The 1,620-nt window shown below is 36.0% G+C and carries 1 protein-coding gene; it reads left to right on the forward strand.

Annotation, left to right across the window (positions count from 1 at the left end):
- Positions 1–70 precede the first annotated feature (70 nt).
- The gene (locus tag BLR27_RS18310) at positions 71–1,549 is read left to right on the forward strand and encodes an IS1182 family transposase (RefSeq protein WP_090707325.1); all 1,479 of its coding nucleotides are present in this window, start codon (positions 71–73) and stop codon (positions 1,547–1,549) included.
- The last annotated feature ends 71 nt before the right edge of the window (positions 1,550–1,620 follow it).

Raw genomic sequence — 1,620 nt, forward strand, 5'->3', positions numbered from 1 at the left:
GTGGCTGTTGCACAACTTATTTATTTTAAATATTACTTTGTTAAGTAACTGATTATTAGTATTTTGTATTATGCAAGGCAAGAAAAAATATCAGGAAAAGCTCTTCTTAAATTTCCAGCTTTCATCAGCTGTTCCCGAAGACAATTTTTACAGGAGATTAAACCAAATAATAGATTTCACTTTTTTATATAAAGCCACTTCCAAATATTATGGATCGGAGGGTCAGCGAAGTATTGATCCGGTTGTATTTATGAAGTTGATGCTGGTTGGTTATCTTGAGAACTGCAACAGTGATCGTCGCATTATTGCTATTTCTAAAATGCGTCTGGATATCCTTTATTTTATTGGCTACGATATCGATGAAGAACTTCCCTGGCACAGTACCTTAAGTCGGACGCGACAATTATATGGACAGGATATTTTTACCGAATTATTTAAAAAAGTATTGAAACAATGTATTGATCAGGGAATGATTTCAGGTCGAAGACAAGCAATAGATGGTGTTTTTATTAAAGCAAATGCATCCTTAGATAGCCTGATTGAGAAGGATATCCTTGCCGATGCAGATACTTACAGGGAAGAACTGCTCTCTAATGAGGAAGAAACTACCACTCCCGTTGTTAAACTAGAAGCTACTCTTGTTAGGGAATATAACGAACTTAAACCCAAAAAGAACCCGAGTAATAAAACACATTTCAGTCCCACAGATCCTGATGCAAAAATGTCGGTTAAGCCTGGAAAAGCTGCTGCATTGAATTATTTAGGTCAGGTTAGTGTCGATACAGCCAGCCATATGATCACCCATGTTCAGGCATTTACAGCAGATCAACGAGATAGTCAATGCTTGACTTCGGTATTGACTAATTTAAATCAGACATTAAAAGAAAACGATCTTCATTTAGAAGAAGTGGTAGCCGATACGGGATACAGTAGCGGGGAAGCACTAAAGGCACTGGAAGAAAATAATATTACGGGCTATATTCCTAATCGGCCTCAGTTTAACTATGAAAAGGAAGGCTTTACATTCGAACCAGAGGGCAATTACTTTGTATGTCAAAACGGCAAGAGGTTAACCCATAGAGGTTTGTTTTTGGCTGGTAATTACTGGAATAATGAATACCGTATTAATAAAAAAGAATGTGAGGGATGCCCATTAAAAAATCAATGTAGAGGTAGCAATAAAAATGGAGCATTGATACGCGAAACCGTTGATAAGCCTTATTATGATCGTATGCACATCCGTATGCAGAGCCGCAAAGCCAGGATACTTATGAAAAAACGACAAAGTACCGTCGAGCCAGTAATAGGTACGCTCGTGAATTATCTTGGATTAAAAAGAGTTAATACCAGGGGCATACAACAGGTAAATAAATGCATCACATTGGCAGCTATTGCTTATAATTTAAAGAAGCTAATCAAACATAAAGCAAAGCTTCTAAATGATAAATTGAGCACTATCCAAGACATCTTTAATCAACCGAATAAAGGAATAAATTGGAAGCTACATAGCTTATGTATCACAACAAAGATTATGTATAAATTATACTAACACTAAAAAGCTAAATCGTAAAACCTAAAACTTTTTAGTAGAATAATCTTAATAGTTGTGCAACAGCCACT

It is taken from the genome of Daejeonella rubra (assembly GCF_900103545.1).
Taxonomy (GTDB): domain Bacteria; phylum Bacteroidota; class Bacteroidia; order Sphingobacteriales; family Sphingobacteriaceae; genus Daejeonella; species Daejeonella rubra.

Bases quoted from the DNA above. Each gene is read 5' to 3' on its own strand.
- BLR27_RS18310 (WP_090707325.1), top strand. From the start codon at position 71: ATGCAAGGCAAGAAAAAATATCAGGAAAAGCTCTTCTTAAATTTCCAG.